The sequence below is a fragment of the Pontivivens insulae genome (genome assembly GCF_900302495.1).
Taxonomy (GTDB): domain Bacteria; phylum Pseudomonadota; class Alphaproteobacteria; order Rhodobacterales; family Rhodobacteraceae; genus Pontivivens; species Pontivivens insulae.
Genome location: NZ_OMKW01000001.1, coordinates 1052639 through 1069352, shown reverse-complemented (window position 1 = coordinate 1069352; position 16714 = coordinate 1052639). Strand labels below are relative to the sequence as shown.

Annotated in this window: 8 protein-coding genes and 3 pseudogenes; 8 read left to right on the top strand and 3 right to left on the bottom strand. The window is 56.4% G+C overall.

Translation table 11 applies throughout. From position 1 onward, the window contains the following. Positions 1–79: 79 nt before the first annotated feature. From POI8812_RS05025 to POI8812_RS17535, 5 genes are all read left to right on the top strand, one after another. Positions 80–1216 carry a TauD/TfdA family dioxygenase gene (locus POI8812_RS05025; RefSeq protein ID WP_108781394.1) on the top strand — a complete coding sequence of 379 codons (1137 nt, stop codon included), beginning with the start codon at positions 80–82 and terminating at the stop codon, positions 1214–1216. After that, positions 1213–1941: a class II aldolase/adducin family protein gene (locus tag POI8812_RS05020; RefSeq protein ID WP_108781393.1), complete on the top strand. Its 729-nt coding sequence runs from the start codon at positions 1213–1215 to the stop codon at positions 1939–1941. Before POI8812_RS05025 ends, POI8812_RS05020 begins: the two co-directional genes overlap by 4 nt. A gap of 1270 nt (positions 1942–3211) precedes the next feature. Further along, positions 3212–6022 (top strand): DUF4135 domain-containing protein, encoded by a 2811-nt coding sequence (locus POI8812_RS05010; RefSeq protein ID WP_162844881.1) that lies wholly within the window; start codon positions 3212–3214, stop codon positions 6020–6022. Beyond that, the gene (locus tag POI8812_RS05005; RefSeq protein ID WP_108781390.1) at positions 6019–6930 is read left to right on the top strand and encodes a GNAT family N-acetyltransferase; all 912 of its coding nucleotides are present in this window, start codon (positions 6019–6021) and stop codon (positions 6928–6930) included. Before POI8812_RS05010 ends, POI8812_RS05005 begins: the two co-directional genes overlap by 4 nt. A gap of 1398 nt (positions 6931–8328) precedes the next feature. After that, positions 8329–8565: a hypothetical protein gene (locus POI8812_RS17535; protein WP_146186121.1), complete on the top strand. Its 237-nt coding sequence runs from the start codon at positions 8329–8331 to the stop codon at positions 8563–8565. Between the two features lie 1426 nt (positions 8566–9991). Here POI8812_RS17535 and POI8812_RS04995 read toward each other — a convergent pair. Then, a pseudogene (locus tag POI8812_RS04995) lies at positions 9992–10947 on the bottom strand (IS3 family transposase); the annotation flags it as partial. Positions 10948–11018: 71 nt separating this feature from the next. On the opposite strand from POI8812_RS04995, the pseudogene POI8812_RS04990 reads away from it, so the two are divergent. After that, positions 11019–12036: pseudogene (locus tag POI8812_RS04990) on the top strand (IS110 family RNA-guided transposase). A 231-nt stretch (positions 12037–12267) separates the two neighbouring features. Here the strand turns inward: POI8812_RS04990 and POI8812_RS04985 are convergent. Next, a pseudogene (locus POI8812_RS04985) lies at positions 12268–12387 on the bottom strand (transposase); the annotation flags it as partial. A gap of 464 nt (positions 12388–12851) precedes the next feature. On the opposite strand from POI8812_RS04985, the gene panC reads away from it, so the two are divergent. Further along, complete coding sequence (gene panC / locus POI8812_RS04980; protein ID WP_108781388.1) at positions 12852–13697, top strand: pantoate--beta-alanine ligase; 846 nt, start codon at positions 12852–12854, stop codon at positions 13695–13697. Continuing rightward, positions 13694–14509, top strand: coding sequence for a 3-methyl-2-oxobutanoate hydroxymethyltransferase (gene panB, locus POI8812_RS04975; protein ID WP_108781387.1), 816 nt, complete (start codon positions 13694–13696; stop codon positions 14507–14509). The genes panC and panB overlap by 4 nt, the downstream gene beginning before the upstream one ends. 261 nt (positions 14510–14770) lie before the next feature. Here the strand turns inward: panB and POI8812_RS04970 are convergent, their stop codons facing one another. Beyond that, positions 14771–16660 carry an SLC13 family permease gene (locus POI8812_RS04970; protein WP_108781386.1) on the bottom strand — a complete coding sequence of 630 codons (1890 nt, stop codon included), beginning with the start codon at positions 16658–16660 and terminating at the stop codon, positions 14771–14773. Between the last annotated feature and the right edge of the window lie 54 nt (positions 16661–16714).

The following is a 16714-nucleotide window of genomic DNA, read 5'->3' as shown; positions in this document are numbered from 1 at the left end:
CCTGTTTCGGGAAAGGAAGGCGTGGAATGCTTGTTTGCAGAAACGCTCCCCAACCCTACGCAACAGGCTGAGATACGTAATGAATGTCATGACCTCCCCAGTGGTGGCACCGGTCCTGCAGAACAACGGCCTGCGCATCGCCCTCTCCGACGGCGAAAGCCACTACTTCAACTACCACTGGCTGCGCGACAACTGCCCGAGCTCGTTCAACAGCTCCACCCGCGAGCGCAGCTTCGACATCTTCCACCTCGAGACCGCGCCTAAGGCGAAGACCGCCGAGGTCACCGGCGACGTTCTCGAGATTACCTGGGAAGCCGAGGATCACGTCACCAGCTTCCCGCTAAGCTGGCTCGAGGCCTACAAGATCCCGCGGCGCCGCCCCGACCCCGCCGACCTGTCGCGCGAGGCATGGTACGGCGACCACTACCCGGACGTGCCGCGCTTCAGCCAGCCGGAGCTGCTCGGCGATCCCGCCCTGCGCGCCAAGTGGATCGAGGCGATGCTGGTCGAGGGCTTCACCATCATCACCGACATGCCGAACAGCAACGAGGGGCTCACCGAGACCGCCGAGATGATCGGCCAGGTCCGCCCGACCTTCTTCGGCGACTATTTCGACGTGAAGACCCACATCAACCCAACCAACACCGCCTACACGGCCTCGGCGCTCGAGCTGCACACCGACACCCCCGCCGAGGAACACGCGCCGGGCATGCAGTTTCTGCATTGCCGCGCCAACACCGTCAAAGGCGGCTACAGCCTCTATGCCGACGGTGTAGCCGTCGCCAATGACTTCCGCACCCGCTACCCCGAGGGGTTCAAGCTGCTGGCCGAAACCAAGGTGCCGTTCTTCTGTGAACACGACACCTATGACATGCGTTCGCGCCAGACGGTGATCGAGCTGGACCAGTACGGCGACGTCTCGGGCCTGACGATCAGCCAGCACATGCTGGACATCTCGGACCTCGATCAGGAGCTTCTCGACAGCTGGTACCCGGCCTTTTGCCGCTTCGGGAAGATGTTGCAGGAAGAGAAATACATGATGACCTTCCTGATGAAGGCAGGCGAATGCATGGTTTTCGACAACCACCGCATCGTGCATGGCCGCGCCGCCTATACCGCCGAAAGCGGCGAGCGTTACCTGCGCGGCTGCTACACCGACCGGGCCGAGATGCGCTCGACCTACCGCGCGCTGGTCAGCGAAGGGCGTTTCAAATGAACGACATGCGCCCGGTTTCCTCGGAAACTTCCCTGCGGCAGGATCTCGCGGCTGCCTTCCGCATCTGTCACCGGATGGGATGGAGCGAGTCGGTCGGCAACCATTTCAGCGCCGCCGTCTCCGAGCACGAGTTCCTGCTGAATCCCTGCTGGCAGCATTTCGCGACGGTCCGGCCCGAGGATCTGCTGCGCATCGACGCCCGCGACGGGCGGGTGATCGAGGGCGCGGGCAGCCCCGACGCCTCGGCCTGGTGCGTGCACGGGACCCTGCACCGCCGGAAGCCCGAGGCGAGGGTAATCCTGCACGCGCATTCGCCCTATGCCACGGCTCTGGCCTGCCTCAAGGACCCGACGATGGTGCCCATCGACAACAACACCGCGCGGTTTTATGGGCGGATCGCATACGACCTCGACTTCGGGGGCATCGCTGATGCGGTAGAAGAAGGCGAGCGACTGGCGGACAGCCTGGGTGAAAAATCCGTGCTGGTGATGGGGAATCACGGCGTTACTATCGTCGGCGAGACGGTCGCCGCGGCTTTCGAAGACCTATATTTCTTCGAGAAGGCGGCGCAGACGCTGATCCTCGCGCGCTCGACTGGCGAGCCGCTGGCTGTACTGTCCGACGCGGTGGCGCAGAACACCGCCGACGGCTGGATCGCGTATCGCGGCATGGCGGATCGGCATTTTGATTACCTGAAATCTCAAATGCCTCATCTTGGCGTTTGAGAGGTTGATGTAGTCGGACTTCTTGTTGTGCCGAGCGGCAAGGGTTCCAACCCTGCACCCTTGAAACCAGGCAGCAGCAAATAGTCGGCGATCGGCAGCTTCGCCAACAGAGCTTCACTCTATTCGATCAAACACATGGCACCGCAGCGAATGACCGGTATGAAGAACCGCGATGCAACATCGATCCCCCTGCCCAAATGTCGGGTATGGGCCGGGTTCGGAGATGTCTACATCAACCATCCAGATCATCCCATCGTCAACGGGCCCAAGCAGGTTCCTACAGCGCAACAGTGTAGATTCGTCAGAGCGTGGGACCGAGCGCACGTTTTGTCCCGATAGTAAGATATGAGGAGGCTTTCCGGCGGCAGGACGACACGTGCGACGGGATATTTGGCTGACGGATGTAGGTTTGTCCCATAAGACAGTCCATCGACGTAGGTCGGTGTCTGGAAGTTTATCTCTTGGCGGACCACATTTGTGCGTGATTGCACATGACTATTGGTTTCTATTGGATAAGCTAACAATTCCCGACACACAGGTGAGGAGAAACGGCAGTGACGATGACACCAGGATGCGCACATGCTGCGCTTGGGGAGCTAACACCAGCCGAGCAAGCGCTGCTTGCGGCTGAATTGCATGGAGAGCTTGCGGAAACCGGACAAGCTGACGATAGCGCAATGGCAGTACCCGTTCCGACATCGACCTGGCCGCGTTGCGGGTCCTACTCGAATGAGACGGTTATTTCTGCTCCTGTGACGGCAATTTCAGCGCCGTGCATGGATCAAGCCAGCGACTCCGCTCTTGCAACGATCCCGACTGCGTTGGCCAATATGTGTTTTGCATCAGTCGACTCTGCTATTGAAGCGATGCCGCCGTCGCTACCTCCGGTATGTCGCTATGCTCCGGTCGATTCGGCTATTGCGGCACCCAAGCCGACGATGCCCCCAATTTGCGGTTACACGCCAAACGATTCAGCTTTCACTGCGCCTACGTCGACGACGCCGTTGGCATGTGGTCGCGCGCCGTCAGATGACGCAGCGCTTGCTGTGCCGATGCCAACCACCAGCCCGCTGGTCGTGTGTAGGCCATAACTGGCCTCTGAGGCGTCCCTGTCGTCGAATTCCTGTTGTTGCGACATTGGGATGACGACACTGCATGACTGCCGAAAGTGACTGCAAGAGGCTGGATTTCTGGCCTCTTGCCTTCTTTGTATTTACCGATCTCGATGGATATTTGCTGGGCCGTCATGTGCCAGGGAGTTGCTAAGCTCGTGGATCATGCATCCCTTCAAATGCAATCGGAGCAATCGCAGGGTGGCCCAACTGCGCGTGCGGTTGATGTTTTTGGTGATCTCTTCGACGAGCATGTTGGCCAGGCTGCCGCCGCTTTAGAGTGGGGAGCGGAATTTTCGCCCTCCGCTCAACAGAACCTGATTGACGCGCTGCGCGAACGCCTCGTCTGGGTGCATGAGCTCGCGCTCTACGAAGATTTCGCGATCTTTCGCACGCTGTCTGAGCGTCGCGCCGCGCCGGAGGAGGCCGCGCGTTCGGATTGGTTCGTAACCTGGCATGTCGGCATGACCCAACAGGGTGGGTTTATGCATTTGCTGGAAACGCGGCCTGTCTTGACGGAGTATTCGGCGCGTATCACCGCGCAATGGCAGCGAAGCACGCAGGCCTTGATCGACAGGTTTGCTGCGGATCGGCCTCCGCTTGTTACTGCGGGCCTCCTCACTGAACAGGCCGGGACTGTTCGGGAGGTTTCACAGGGTCTTTCCGACCCGCATGACGAAGGCCAAAGCGTTGCAATCCTTCATTTCGAAGACGGCACCCGGCTCGTCTATAAGCCGCGGTCGATGGAGGTGGATGCGCGCTTTCACGCTCATGTAAGTGAACTGACTGCCCAAGGAGCCCCCGAGGCCTTGCGTGCGCCGCGTGTTCTAGCGCGCGACGGATATGGTTGGGCCGAGGCCATTGAGCCGACGCCGCTCAACGAACCGGCCGATGCCGAGCAGTTCTATGCAAAGGCAGGGGCTCTGCTTGCCCTGCTCCAGCGTCTTCGCGCGACCGATTTTCACTTCGAGAATGTCATTGCCTGTGGCGACTGCCCGGTTCCGGTGGATTTGGAGACGTTTTTCCAACCGCTGGATAACCCGGCCCGGCCAACGCCAATCCGTGCAGCAATGGCGCGGGGATCGGTGCTGAGCCTCTATTCCACACATATGTTGTTTTCCCGCGCCTCCGGCGCTGTCGTCGGTGAAATGGGTGATCCAGCGCTGCGGCAAAACACGGTCATATCGACCTATCCAGACTGGCGATATAGCCACGCACGCACGTCCCAAATGCGACGGCGACACCATCCTACCCCGATCGCAAGCCCGACAAATCTACCCCACCTCGAGGGTGAACCTGTGGCGCCAAAACCTTATGCGGCAGCAATGGTTCGGGGATACGAGACTTACCAGTCGTTTCTGGAACGCACGTTAAAGCCGGGATGGGACCAACGTTATGTAGATGTTCCGCTCCGCTGGGTTCGGCGGGCGACACGGGACTATGCCGACCTGACGGATGCCTTGCGACGACCTGAACATCTTGTTTCCTCAGCGGCGCGGGATGTATTTCTTGAAAGCAGAGTTGCCGCGCCGATTGAGGCCGTGGCGCATGCTGAGCGGACTGCGTTGTGTCGGCTAGACATTCCAAAATTCACCTTTCAACGCGATGATAATCGGGTTTGGGAGAATGGGGAGATGATCGCCCACGACGCGATCACTCCTGCCGATCCGTGGCCATCTCTTGGCGCCAGTATAACGGCGGAGGCCGCAAGTCTTGGCCTCGCACTGGATCATGAATGGGTTTCGCGGCAGCAGCCTCGGGTGGCAGATCTTCCCGTGCCATTGGCCAGAGAGGCCGCAATTGCTGAGGCAACCCGATTGGGAGACTATCTGCTATCGCGTACAATTTGCGTAGACGGTCACGCGAACTGGCATGGGCTCGAACTGCGGCCAGGCGCAGAGCGTTTCGATATCTGCCCGATGGACACGGACCTCTATTCCGGGCTCGCTGGACCTGCGTTGTTCCTTACCTTGCTGTCGAAGGTTACCGGTGAAGCACGTTTTGGCGAGATGGCGCTGGCTGCCGAACAGACACTCACAGCCGGCCTACACCAGCGTCATGATACACCAATGCCGAGTGGTGGCTTTGCAGGGCCCATCTCTGGAGCATATGGCCTCGATCGTTCCGCTGAGATTCGGGGGGAAAGCACGCCACCTATTGCCGTGTCACTCGCGATGGCACTATCACCGGAAACGCTGCGATCGGATCGGTTGCTCGATATCGTTGGCGGCTCTGCGGGGTTGATCCTGATCCTGCTTCGGTTGTGGCGCAGAACTGGTCACGCAGGACTGCTGGATCGGGCCGAAGTCGCTGCGCGTGTGCTGCACGAGCACGCTGAAAGTGCGAAGCATAGATTGTGGGAATTGGGTCAGTCAGGCCGCACACTCACGGGCTTTAGCCACGGGACAACGGGCATAAGCTTTGCGTTGGATCGGCTTCGGCAGGCGCGACCAAGCCCCTTGCTGGACGATTTGATCACCCGGGCGTCACGGTTCGATGCCGACCTTTTTGCAAGATCGGGCGGCCGCTGGCCGGATCTGCGATCGGCGGAGGCGACGCCAGAAACGGCGGGTTGCCCGGATCAGTGGTGTCATGGAAGTGGAGGTGTCGCTCTCGCGCGCTGTCTTTCCCCAGGCACTTTGCCGGTGACGGAGGATCCCAACGCGGCTTATGAGCGGCTCGCCGCCTCGATCGAGACGCAGCTTGATGACTTGTGTTGCGGTGCAATGGGACAGGCCATGATCCTTGACGAGGCCGGCCGAACACTGGGGCGGGAGGATCTGCAAGTCAGGGCCCGTCAACGGGCGGGGGCGTGTCTTGAGCATGCCGCACTCACTGGCAGCTATCGTCTGTTTTCTGGTGATATGTACTATGCGCCGGGGTTCATGAAGGGCCTGTCCGGCATTGGCTACGCTTTGCTGGCCATCGCATCGGAGGAGCGGTTGCCCAACCCGCTTTGTCTGGAATGATCCCCACAGGACTGATGGAGAAATTCCAGATCACGCGGCTTGGCGCACAGGATGATGCAGAAATTGCAGCATTTGCCGCAAGCCTTGAAGAAGAGCAGCGTGCTCCCTTTTTGCCGGAGGTCATTGAAAGACACCGTATCGCCATTGCGGAGGAAAACCGTGTTGTCAGTCTGGTTCGGGATGTGGAGCTTGTTGCCATCGTAATCGAACAAGGGACACGGGTCGCGGTGCCGATCCCCTACCCAACGGTCCATGTTCGCGGGACACGGCGGCGAGAAGGCATCGGCACGGCCCTCATCAAACGCATCTTGGAAGCTGCTCGCGACGCTGGCTGTGAGGCGATTGCGGCGAGCGTCGCTGCCAAGGACACCACGCTTGCAAACTGTCTGACCCGCCTCGGCTTCAGGCACACAGAGACCCTGCTCAAGATGGAAACGCCACTGATCTCCGTGGAGACTGGCCTAGACAGCTTGGTGGATATTCAAGCCTGGGACGCCTCAAAGAGCGATTGGAGCGAACAGATTTCCAACCTCTACAATGTTCACTTCTCAACCCGGGGCAATATCCCCAGCATTACTGCGGAAAAGATGATTTGCGCCGCCAAGGAGGCCGGTGCCAGATTTCTTGTTGCGCTGGATCGAAAGACGGAGCGCTTGGTCGGATATGCCGACTGGTATGACGGAGGAATGGTGAATTCGATCGTCGTGCGAAAACGCTGGGGCGGGCGCGGCGTGGCAGAGGCGCTGGTGAACCGGGTGAAGCACGATGTCGGTGCGAGTGGTGGTGAAAAGCTGACGTCCTTCGTGTCTACGCGCAACGCCGCCTCTATCCGCTTGCACCGCGTCGCTGGCGCAGTGGAAGTCGATCAATTGCACACCTATAAGCACGCGCTTCGACCGGTTGCGTAGCTGAAGGTGGCGTATGCTGGCCATAGCACGATTTAACTCGCCTGGTTGCCGTGCCCTCGCGGTCACATCTAAGCCCGAGAACAACAGAATGGCAGGAAGCAGACATTGGCCCGCGTCTAGCGAATTCATACTTTGTCCCGTTAGCTTCACCTTGGTTGGTCAAATGACGGCACTGCAGCGAATGGCTGGTCTTAGAAACTGCGGTGCAACATTGCCCCCCCCTGTCCCAAGGTCGGCTAAGGGCCGAGATCGATGGCCTTTTCAACGCGGACAAACCAATGCTGCTGTGCCACTAATGTCTCGAAGGAGCCCAAACTCTCTAACAAAACGCCACACGTCTCTCGACGCTGAGGGCCTCAAGCGGACCTTGACGCCCCGGGGTAGCGCCCTCGCCAGACAGTCAGGACGCGATCTTCAACCACGAACAGCCTTTCGCACTCAGGCGCAATTAGACAATTGGAAGTCTCTCGGTCTTCGGCCAAAACGATCCGAGCGAAGTAAGCGAGGCCGAAAGAGGGGTGTATCGCGTCCGATAAACGGCCCGAGACTTTGGGCTTCAGCTGGTCAGATATGAGTTCCTGTTTGCATCTTCGGTGTTTGAGATCTGCCTGACTGAGGGTCCGAGACGCGCTAGCGTCGCCTAGTTTGGGGCAAGTGCTAGGTTGGGTTCTAACGACAGCCTATTGCGAACATCTGCCATGCCTACGCCATCTGACGGCGCAGAGCGATGGGCTGGTCAGTCGCTACATAGACAATTCGAATGCGCATTTCATATTCAGGCTCAATAGCTAGGACCCGTGGGTGTCGACTCCATTCGGTTGACTGTTTCGGAGACTTTGCCGGACAATAATTCGGCGGCTTCAAGCGTTGGAACACCGAGATATCCTAGCCCACATGGACTTAGACGATATGCGACGATAAGACTGAGTTAGGCTAACTTCAGTGCTGCCCTAATTTATAGATTTTGATTTTTTTGCTTACCAATATTGACAAAATGCATCATAGATGTGGTGAAATTTTGATTGAGGTCGAAATTTGGAAAATTTTATTAGAGACTTTTTTTACCTTTGACAAATATGTCAAGAAATTTTGCACTCTGAGTGGGCTGGAGGTGTGGGTATATTCCTCCAATACGGCAAGGATTTCCCTAATTTCAAGAAAGATAAGGATTATATCTTGGCAATTTTCTGAGCGCTTCTCTTTTGATAAAAAAGGGAGAAATCTGGGCATCGCTTCACATTCTTTTGGATAGGGCTGTTGGTGATTACAATAACTTTGGATTTAGAATTTTTAAACACAAAGAAAAAATATATTTAGAGAGAAATAACGATGGCTATAGATTTAGAATATACCAACATGAAATCGATGATATTGATTTCATAATGAAGGAGATAATAGATGGCTGATCCTAAAAGTAATTGGCTTGACGATGCTACGGTCACTTCATCGGCGATACCGTTTAGAGGAACAGTTACCATTGGTCCTGCAAAGGCTACGAACGATATTACCATTAATGCCGATACAGGTGATGTTGCGACACGATTTGGGGTGGAGTATTTAAACTACCGCGTACGAGTTACGTTCGACGAGGATCAATTTCCGACTTATGCCTTTGGTAACGCGCTAAATCGGTGAGGCCCCATCCGTAGGATGTCAGTGCGCTATCAATGCCTCCGATATAGTCACCAGTGATGACTGACAGATACAACGGGTTGTAGATAGGTCGAATACCGGTGCCGTCCGCTTCACCAGACTCCGATGCGCGAGCGGCCATATGTTCGCGCATTTCCTGCAGGCGATCTCTGCGGCCAACCTAGCCCTGAGAAACGGGCAACACATGAGTTCCGACCAATATATCGCAACCGCAACCAGCCAAGTTGCCACCAGCAATACCACCAAGGGTAGCCGCGCCGCCTCCAGCCACAACTGCTCCTGGACCTGTGGGACAGAAAACCACAGTGACAACGGCGCCAGCAGCTAATCCACCTATGACTTGACTTCGCCCCCCCCCGCCACAAAGAAATCTCGAACATCGATGCCATCCATAGTCTCGAACGCGAGCGTCATTGTTGCGCCAATTGGAGTAATCGCCTTTGTCCCGAAGCGAATACCAACCTCGGCAACATCAGAAAATTCATCAAGAGCAGCAGCGAGTAGTGAAGTTGTTGCTGTAAAAAAACCGCAACATTATCTTCATCGACCACTTACGATCTCAACGGAACGTAGTTAAAATCTTCATCAAACATATATTAAATCCGGAATGACTTTATAAATCGAATTGATATTCTTGCCGATTCAAAAATCAAATATGGTATCTGAATTGCCCCGGCAAATTTTGCCCTATTTATATAATTTCTCGAATCCATTGATTCATCATAGTCTCTTGGTATATAAATATAAATCAGAGATATCGATAAAACGATAAGAGATAGCACTATTAAATTCAAATTAATACCGCTAAATATTTTGCGGCCGTGTATATTATTCATTTTCTATACATCCATAGAATTTACACCTAACTTACGAGATGCCACCTTGTACCTTTGAGTCACATTCTCGATCAAAATTTGACGCTATTTGATATCACAAATCTCAGCGGCTTCACGGTATCGATTGACACGAGGTCGGCAAAAATTCTGATTTTGATAACGCACCTCAATGTCGATCCGATCGCACGGCAGAGGTGAATTTTGACCCACGTGCTAGGCTCTTTTGAGGATTCAACTGAAGCCCAGCAAGCTTCCCATCCGCCGACACGAATAATCAATAATGAGGTGGCATCCATTCGGTTCGCAAATTAAACAGTCGGGCCGCTCAGTCTGCTTTGCTAGAAGACAACGGCAAGGCCAGTTTCTGCTAGAGACCGTCTGCCGAACTCCGACTAAAGCTGACCCAAGCTCACAAATGCGAGCACGCCTCAAGCCCTCAATCAAGCAGGTCTCAAACTCTGATGAGGCAAACGAGAACTTATATCTGACCCAGATGGAGGCTAAGGTACCTGACCTGCTCCCCCTTGAGTCCGCGTTTATTGGTTAGCTCTGTTCAGGGTTTGGTCCTCTCTTCACCGTTGGTGATACTCCCACGGTGTGAGCCCGTCGAGGCTCGAGTGGGGTCGGTGATGGTTGTAGTCGTCGCGCCATGCCGCAATCAAATGGCGGGCATGGTGCAGGTTGGCGAAGAGGTGCTCGTTCAGACACGAGTCCCTCAGGCGGACGTTGAAGCTTTCTACGAAGCCGTTCTGCATCGGTTTGCTCGGTGCGATGTAGTGCCATTCGACCTGTCGATCCTCCTGCCACGTTAGGATCGCATTCGAGGTGAGCTCAGTTCCGTTGTCGGACACCACTATGTATGGGTAGCCTCGCATCTCGGCAATCCGGTCCAGCTCCCGAGCGACACGCACGCCCGACAGCGACGTATCGACAACCGAGGCCAGGCATTCCCGGCTGAAGTCGTCGATCACGTTTAGGATGCGGAACCTGCGTCCCTCGGAAAGCGTGTCTGACACGAAGTCCAGGCTCCACCGCTGGTTTGGCCCCTGCGGGATCGCCATCGGTGCCCTTGTGCCGATAGCACGCTTGCGTCCGCCCTCGTTTACGCACTGTTAACCCTTCTTCGCGGTAGATCCGATAGAGCTTCTTCCAGTTCACTTCCCAGCCCTCGCGCTTCAGCAGGATGTGCAAGCGGCGATATCCAAATCGACGCCGCGCAGCCGACAGCTCCCGCAGCCGCTGGCGCAGATCTTTGTCCTCCGGCCGCTTCGGGTGCCGCCGATACACACGCGGATCGATCCCGGCCAAGGCACAGGCCCGCCGTTGCGAGTAGCTCTTTTCCTTCATCGCCCAGTCCACGGCTCGCCGCCTCGAACCGGGCCTCAGAAGTTTTTCCCAGCATCTCTTTCTACGTGGCGACATCAAGCATCTGTTCCGCCAGCATCTTCTTCAACTTCGCGTTCTCCGCTTCCAGCGCCTTCAGCCGTCTGGCATCAGACACCTCCATGCCGCCATACTTCGAGCGCCAGTTAATGGGATGGATGTCTCTCCCTCCAACCGCGACGCTGTGAGGGTGTCACAGCAAATTTGGAGGAAGAGATGACGATAGCATTTATGGGGATCGATCTGGCCAAGAACGTGTTCCAGCTTCATGGCGTCGATGCTGAGGGCAATGCGGTATTCAAGAAACGACTTCGTCGGGAGGCATTGCTTGCCGAGTTGGCTGATGTGCCCACTTGCATGATTGGGATCGAGGCCTGCACGGGCGCGTTCTGGTGGCAGCGCCAGTTCGAAGCCCTCGGCCATAGGGTCAAAGTCATCGCGCCCCAATATGTCAAACCGTTCCTCAAACATCAGAAAAATGATCGCAACGACGCAGAAGCCATTTGTACTGCGCTGATGCAGCCAAACATGAAGTTCGTACCGCCCAAGAATGAAGAGCAGCAGGACATTCAGGCGTTGCATCGCGCACGACGGCGACTCGTGAACCATCGCACTGCCTTAGCCTGCCAAATGCGGGGCCTCTTACTGGACAGAGGCGTCACCATCCCTTTGACCTTGGGGCGTGCGCGGCAGCGCATTCCAGAGATTCTTGAGGATCAATCTAACGGTCTGACGGAGATGACCCGGGAGATTATCGCCGATCTGTTCGAGTTTATGCTTCAACTTGATACGCGGATCAAAGCCTTCGACAGGCGCATCGATCAGGTCTTCCGGGCCAATCCAGATTGCCAACGGATCGCCCAGATTTGCGGCGTCGGCTCCAAGACTGCGACTGCGGTCATCGCTGCAGTTGGTGACGGCAAAGAGTTCAAGAATGGGCGGCATATGGCGGCCTGGATGGGACTTGTGCCCAGGCAGCATTCCAGCGGTGACAAACGCCTTCTGATGGGCATCAGCAAACGCGGAGACAAGCACCTCCGAACCCTACTAATCCATGGGGCCCGTTCTGTTGTCCGCGTGTCGCAAGGCCGAACCGACGCCTTCAGCAGGTGGGTCAACTCGATCCGTGAGCGGCGCGGTATGAACAGAGCTATCTGTCGCCGTCGCCAACAAGAACGCACGCATCATTTGGGCGATGTTGCGCAGAAACGAAGAGTTCCGCGCTCATGTCTGAGCGTGAGACAAGGATTGCAAGACGACCAAGGAAATGAACCGACCGGCAAACTCCGGTGTGTGAGGAACCTGGCTTTTATAATGGCCTACTGAGGCCGACCATTTGTTGAGGCTCACCACGCGGAATTCCCATTTGGGCGCGCCATCCAACGGCGACGCCGGATAGATGTTTGCAACCAGGGAAACGCCGTCAAATCAGGACCGAAGAAACCTTGCAACGGGAGAGACATCCATAGATGTAGAACGTGGCATCGCTGATCCCGTACTTACGGCACAGCTCCTGCGCTTTCACGCCTGCCTCGTATTCCTTGATCATTCCAAGGATCTGTTCATCTGAAAATCTGCGTTTCATAGTCCATCCTCTACTCGGACGGATTACTAACACCTCACTGGCCTGATTTCAGGGGGCTGGGTCAACCATTCTCTGCAGCACCGCAAGCGTTCTTCACACCAACGATTGGCAGTGCACTCTGGACGATAGGAAAACAGCCCACTGTCAGCCTTGCTGCACTAAAATCAGACTGAGCGCACATAGACCAAAACTGTGAAGGTTTTTCATGCGTATTTCATGCATGTGCGTGTCACAAGAATGCGTTTCGATTGCGCGTACCCATGTTTGCCCTTGCCTCACGGCCTCAGGCTCTCGCAATCAGCTGAAGGGAATGAACCGCATGATCTCCGGGCGCGCTTTGATTGAGACACCGTAGCAATCGCAACTTAGGCCTGGTTCGTTCCATCTGACGCAGCGAGTCGGGTGGACCTGAGCTGGGCAATCGTGCACTCACTACAGCCACGCAGATTGCGAAGGTTGAGCGTATGGAAATTTGCAAGTCAGTAGCCGAAATCCGGGCCATTGTTGCGAACTACCGAAGAGCTGGCGAGCGTGTCGGGCTGGTCACGACCATGGGTGCGCTGCATGAAGGGCACCTGACATTGATGCGTGCCGCCCGCCGCGACAATGACCGGGTCATCGCTACCATATTCGTCAACCCGACACAGTTCGGGGAGGTCGCCGATCTGGCGCACTACCCGTCCGACGACATCAGGGATATCAACTTGTTGGAGGCGGAAGGCGTCGATGCGCTGTTCCTGCCTGAAGTCGCGACGATCTATCCACCGGGCGACGACACGATTGTCGAAACGGTGACGCTCGCCAATATGCTGCACGGAAAGGTCAGACCGGGGCACTTCCGCGGAGTGGCAACTGTTGTCGCAAGACTTTTCAACATAACGCTGCCTGACGCCGCCTATTTCGGGGAAAAAGACTACCAGCAGCTTCAGGTCATTCGTCGTATGACAAACGATTTGCATTTCCCGATAGAGATCCACGCCGTGCCAACGGTCCGGGAACCGGATGGACTTGCCATGTCATCTCGGAACGTAAGGCTGACACCAGAGGATCGCGCCGAGGCCGTTGTTCTGAGCCGCGCGCTAATGCAGGCGCAAGAATTGGTTGCAGCTGGTACGACGGTCGAGGCATTGGCCGAGGCTCTCCGTAGAACGATCAAGGCCAGCCCTCGTGCGACCTTGCGCGGTCTCGATATCGTCGAAGCGGAAACCCTCAGCCCCCTCAGCGGTCCTGTCGACCGAAAGATTGCCATCCTGATATCTGCCGAGTTTGGCGGAGTCCTTCTAATCGATCAATGCGAGGTGTCGCCATGAGCACGCAGAGCGCTAAACCCATCCGCCGTATCACAGTCCCCGCGATCACGTCGCGCAAGGGAAGCGATCCGATCGTTTCGCTCACCTCCTATCACGCGCATACCGCAGCGATTGTGGACAAGTTTGCAGATTTCATCCTGGTCGGCGATAGCCTCGGCATGGTGATGCATGGGATGGAAACCACGGTCGGTGTACCCCTGGATCTGATGATCATGCACGGACGAGCGGTTGTGCGCGGCACGCGGCGCGCGCTGATCGTGGTGGATATGCCCTTTGGCAGCTATGAGGAGAGCCCACAAATCGCATTCCGGAACGCCGCACGGATCATGAAGGAAACAGGCTGCGGGGCGGTGAAGCTCGAAGGCGGCGCGCGCATGGCCGAAACCATCCGCTTCCTGACAGAGCGCGGCATTCCCGTGATGGCCCATATCGGTCTCACACCGCAGTCGAGCCACGTTATGGGCGGCTTTAAGACGCAAGGACGAGACGAGGAAAGCTGGGCCGCACATCAGGCCGACGCCGCAGCAGTCGCCGATGCAGGGGCTTTCGCTCTCGTACTGGAAGGTATGGTCGAACCGCTCGCTGCTCGCATTACAGCTGAGATCGCAATTCCAACCATCGGAATTGGCGCAAGCGTCGAATGTGACGGCCAAATCCTTGTGCTGGAGGATATGCTGGGTCTCAACCCGACCCCGCCAAAATTCGTGAAGGTCTATGGCGATCTGTTGGGGCAAATCGAGCGCGCGGTTGAGCAATACGCCGATGACGTAAGATCCCGCAGCTTTCCGACCGAAGATCAGGTCTATCGCTGAGGCCGTTAGCTAGACTAGACGACGATCTCAGAGAGCGATCCAGCATCTCGTTGGCAGACCGTATCTGTACGAGTTGCACGCGTCTAAGGCGCAAGCGGATGGGAAAATCTTTTCTGGCCCCGGAAGCGAATGGGAACCCATGCTCCCTTGAAGGCTAGGGATGCGGAGACCTATGACATTCGCACCCAATTCGCCCGCGGCCTTAGGTGACGAAGCGAAAGTTACGTCTAAGAGGGTGACATTGGCGACAGTCTCATATCCTCAAAAGAAGATATTGAGGCCGATCATCGACACGATCAGGAACAGGACCGTCATAATGCCGCCTGAGCGGACAAAATCGACAACGCGGTAACCTGCGGGGCCCATGATCAAGGCATTGACCTGGTGCGTGGGGATCAGGAAGGAGTTTGACGTCGAGATTGCGACGGTGAGTGCGAAGATCGCGGGATCACCGCCTGCTGAAATCGCGATGGAAATTGCAAGCGGCACCAGCAAAACCGTCGCACCGACATTTGACATTACCAGCGTGAAAACCGTGGCAAGGATGGCGAGGCCTGCTTGAAGCGACCAGATTGGCCACCCGTCAAGCAAGGCCAATATCTGTTCCGCGATCCATGCAGCCGTGCCTGTATTCTGAACCGCCAGCCCAAGTGGAATAAGCGACGCGAGCAGAAAAACAGTGCTCCAACTCACGGCATCATAGGCCTCGTCGATCGAGAGAACGCGCGACAGGACCATACCGGTCGCTCCGGCCAGCAGCGCCAAAGATAGGAGCAAGTCCGTGAACAGGATAAGTCCAAGGGTCATCAGAAAGAAGCCCAGCGCCCAATAGACCTTCTGCGGACGCAATTCTTCCTGAGGGAAGTCCGATGTGACGACAACGAAGTTCTGGTCCGACTTCATCCTTGTCAGGCGCGACCACTGCACATGCGCGACCAACGTATCGCCGGCCTGCAGGTTCACCTCTCCGATATGGGTCGCCACATGATCATCTGTCTCGACATGGCTCATCGTTTCTTCGCCGCGATGGATCGCAAGAATGGACAAGCCGTGGGTTTGGCGAAGGCGCAACTCGATCGGCGATTGACCAATCACACTCGAACCAGGCGGAACCACCACTTCAGCCACGCCGGACTCAGTGGCGGCAAAATCATCGGCGAAAACATCGAGTTCGGGAAGGATCTGAAGACCATACGGCTCCGTAAATTCCTCGCAAACCACCCGCCGAAGGCCAAGCACAGCAAGACGTGCGGGGGCTTCGATGACCGTATCGGCCATCGGAGCAATCACCTTGTGGCCCTTGTGGGACGTTCCAAGAATATAGAGATGGTGGGCAAACATGATGTCGGACAGGGTTTGTCCGATCAGCAGCGACCCTTCGGGTACGCGCACCTCAAATATATCCGCCCTCAAACCATATGTATTTTCTACATAGGTCTGCATGGACCTTGCCGCGCCTGCATCCTCTCCACGGCCGCGCCGGCCTGGGAGGATCCAGCGGCCGAGCAACACGAAATAGAGCACGCCCGTACTCACCAGCATCAGCCCAACGGGTGTGACGGAAAAGAGTCCAAAAGGCTCCACCTGTTGATCAGCAGGCAGTGTTCGATTGGCGGAAAGCAATAGGTCGTTGAGCAGGATCAGCGGGGAAGATCCGACCATCGTGATCGTTCCGCCCAAGATCGCGCAAAATCCCATTGGCATCGCCAGACGGCTCATCGGGATCGAGGTCCTGGCTGAGATCCGGCTGATCACAGGCAGGAACAGCGCAGCCGCGCCAACATTCTGCATGAATGAGCTGATCACACCGACTGTGCCCGACACGATTGGAATGAGCCTGGGTTCCGTCGTTCCGCCACGCTTTAGAATGAAGGAGGCGACCTTTGACATCAGTCCGGTCTTGTCGAGCCCTGCCCCAATAATCATCACAGCGATGATGGACATCACCGCATTTGACGAGAAGCCCGCGAAAAGATCGCTGCGGGTGGAGAGATTTGCCAGTTCAGGAACGGTACTTAGCATTCCAAGAACCACCATCACGAGGATCGCGGCGAGGTCGATCCGGATGATTTCTGAAACGAACAGGAACACTGTGAATGCCAGCAGCCCAAGAACCACCATCATTTCCAGTGTCAGTGCTGTAGGTTCCATAGTCACTCCTTTGAGCGAAACTAACAGCCGTATTTCAAGACGGAAAGTATCAAT

Excerpts from the sequence above, each read along its gene's own strand:
- POI8812_RS17535 (WP_146186121.1), top strand. The coding sequence starts at position 8,329 with ATGGCTGATCCTAAAAGTAATTGGCTTGACGATGCTACGGTCACTTCA.
- POI8812_RS05005 (WP_108781390.1), top strand. The coding sequence starts at position 6,019 with ATGATCCCCACAGGACTGATGGAGAAATTCCAGATCACGCGGCTTGGC.
- POI8812_RS05020 (WP_108781393.1), top strand. The coding sequence starts at position 1,213 with ATGAACGACATGCGCCCGGTTTCCTCGGAAACTTCCCTGCGGCAGGAT.
- POI8812_RS04970 (WP_108781386.1), bottom strand. The coding sequence starts at position 16,660 with ATGGAACCTACAGCACTGACACTGGAAATGATGGTGGTTCTTGGGCTG.
- POI8812_RS05025 (WP_108781394.1), top strand. The coding sequence starts at position 80 with ATGAATGTCATGACCTCCCCAGTGGTGGCACCGGTCCTGCAGAACAAC.
- panC (WP_108781388.1), top strand. The coding sequence starts at position 12,852 with ATGGAAATTTGCAAGTCAGTAGCCGAAATCCGGGCCATTGTTGCGAAC.
- panB (WP_108781387.1), top strand. The coding sequence starts at position 13,694 with ATGAGCACGCAGAGCGCTAAACCCATCCGCCGTATCACAGTCCCCGCG.